The sequence below is a fragment of the Rhizobium sp. 10PS4 genome (assembly GCF_032464805.1).
Taxonomy (GTDB): Bacteria; Pseudomonadota; Alphaproteobacteria; order Rhizobiales; family Rhizobiaceae; genus Rhizobium; species Rhizobium laguerreae.
Window position 1 is genome coordinate 1 of record NZ_JAWDIW010000033.1, and the last position, 2282, is coordinate 2282.

Genomic DNA, 2282 nt, shown 5'->3' on the forward strand with positions numbered 1-2282 from the left:
GACCGGGCGATGATGGATGTGGCGACGATCGGCTCGCTGGCGATGTTTGCGCTTGTCACCTTCTCCTTCGCCGTGCTGACCTATGCCCATGTCGTCTCGGATTTCTCGGTCGAGAACGTCTGGGAGAATTCGCATTCGCTGGTGCCGCTCATCTATAAATATTCCGGCGTCTGGGGCAATCACGAGGGATCGATGATGCTCTGGCTGTTGATCCTGACGCTGTTCAGCGCGCTGGTCGCCATCTTCGGCCGCAATCTGCCGGAGACGCTGAAGGCCAATGTACTTTCCGTGCAGGCCTGGATTTCGGTCGCCTTCACGCTGTTCATTCTGTTGACCTCCAATCCCTTCCTGCGGCTCGATCCGGCGCCGGCCGAGGGCCGCGATCTCAACCCGGTTCTTCAGGATGTCGGCCTCGCGATCCACCCGCCGCTGCTCTATCTCGGTTATGTCGGCTTCTCCGTCTGCTTCTCCTTTGCCGTCGCGGCCCTCATGGAAGGACGCATCGACGCCGCCTGGGCACGCTGGGTGCGGCCCTGGACGCTGGCGGCCTGGACCTTTCTGACGCTTGGCATCGCCATGGGCTCCTACTGGGCCTATTACGAGCTCGGCTGGGGCGGCTGGTGGTTCTGGGACCCGGTGGAAAACGCCTCCTTCATGCCCTGGCTCGCCGGCACCGCACTGCTGCATTCGGCGCTCGTCATGGAAAAGCGCGAGGCGCTGAAGATCTGGACGGTGCTGCTTGCCATCCTCACTTTCTCGCTGTCGCTGATGGGCACCTTCCTGGTGCGCTCCGGCGTGCTGACTTCGGTGCATGCCTTTGCCAGCGACCCCTCCCGCGGCGTCTTCATTCTCTGCATCCTGCTGATCTTCATCGGCGGGGCGCTGTCGCTGTTTGCCTTCCGCGCGCCGAAGCTGTCGGCAGGCGGACTGTTTGCGCCGATTTCGCGTGAGGGCGCGCTCGTCGTCAACAATCTGATCCTGACGGTCGCCTGCGGCACGGTGCTCACCGGCACGCTCTATCCGCTGCTGTTGGAAACGCTGACCGGCGACAAGATTTCCGTCGGAGCGCCCTTCTTCAACCTGACCTTTGGCCTGCTGATGGCGCCGCTGATCGTCATCGTGCCCTTCGGGCCGATGCTTGCCTGGAAGCGCGGCGATCTGCTCGGCGCCCTGCAGCGGCTCTATGTCGTCGCTGGTCTCGCCTTCCTTGCCGCGGTGGTCTTCTTCTACATCGAACATGGCGGGCCGGTGCTTTCGGTGTTCGGCCTCGCTGCCGGGCTGTTCCTGGTCCTCGGTGCGGTGGCCGATCTCTGGTATCGCGCCGGCATCGGTAAGGTCGCGGGCCATCTTGCCTGGCGCCGGCTTTCCGGCCTGCCGCGTTCGGCCTTCGGCACCGCGCTCGCCCATGCCGGGCTCGGCGTCACCGTGCTCGGCATCGTCGCGGTCACGACGTTCGAAAGCGAGCACGTCATCGAGATGAAACCGGGGCAGGTGACCGAGGCCGGCGGTTACAGCCTGCATTTCGACGGCATGCAGCCGGCGACCGGACCGAATTATAGCGAGGACCGCGGCCACTTCACCATCCGGCGCGCCGGTGTCGCGGTTGCCGATACCTGGTCGGCCAAGCGCCTTTACACCGCCCGCCAGATGCCGACGACGGAGGCCGGCATCCTGACCTTCGGGCTCAGCCAGCTCTATGTATCGCTCGGTGACGCCACCAAGGACGGTGGCATCGTCGTGCGTATCTGGTGGAAGCCGTTCATTCTCTGCATCTGGGGCGGCGCGGTGTTCATGGCCTTCGGCGGCCTCGTCTCGCTCAGCGACCGGCGCCTGCGTGTCGGCGCCCCGCGCCGCAAGGCGAAGCCGGCAGCTCCCGCAATGGAGCCGGCGGAATGATGCGGCGTCTCTTCCTGGCTTTCGCTTTGCTGCTGATGGCGGCCCCCGCCTTCGCCGTCAATCCTGACGAGGTGCTGGCCGATCCGGCGCTCGAAGCGCGCGCCCGCGCCCTTTCGGCGGAACTGCGCTGCATGGTCTGCCAGAACCAGTCGATCGACGATTCCAACGCCGATCTGGCCAAGGATTTGCGCCTGCTGGTGCGCGAGCGCATCGCCGACGGCGACAGCGACGAGGCGGTGCTGACTTATATCGTCTCGCGCTACGGCGAGTTCGTGCTGTTGAAGCCGCGTGTCAGCATGAAGACGGTGCTGCTCTGGGGTGCGCCGGTGCTGCTGGTGCTGGCCGGCGGGCTGTCATTGCTGGTCTTTGCGCGCAAGAGGGCCGGC

The 2282-nt window shown here is 65.2% G+C and carries 2 protein-coding genes; both read left to right on the forward strand.

Features of this window, described 5'->3' with window-relative positions:
- Positions 1–1896, forward strand: a 1896-nt coding sequence (locus RWJ89_RS33205) for a heme lyase CcmF/NrfE family subunit (RefSeq protein ID WP_316032033.1), incomplete at its 5' end; no start/stop codon positions are given.
- The coding region (locus RWJ89_RS33210; protein WP_168285266.1) for a cytochrome c-type biogenesis protein at positions 1893–2282 on the forward strand (390 nt) is incomplete at its 3' end. The genes RWJ89_RS33205 and RWJ89_RS33210, both read left to right, overlap by 4 nt.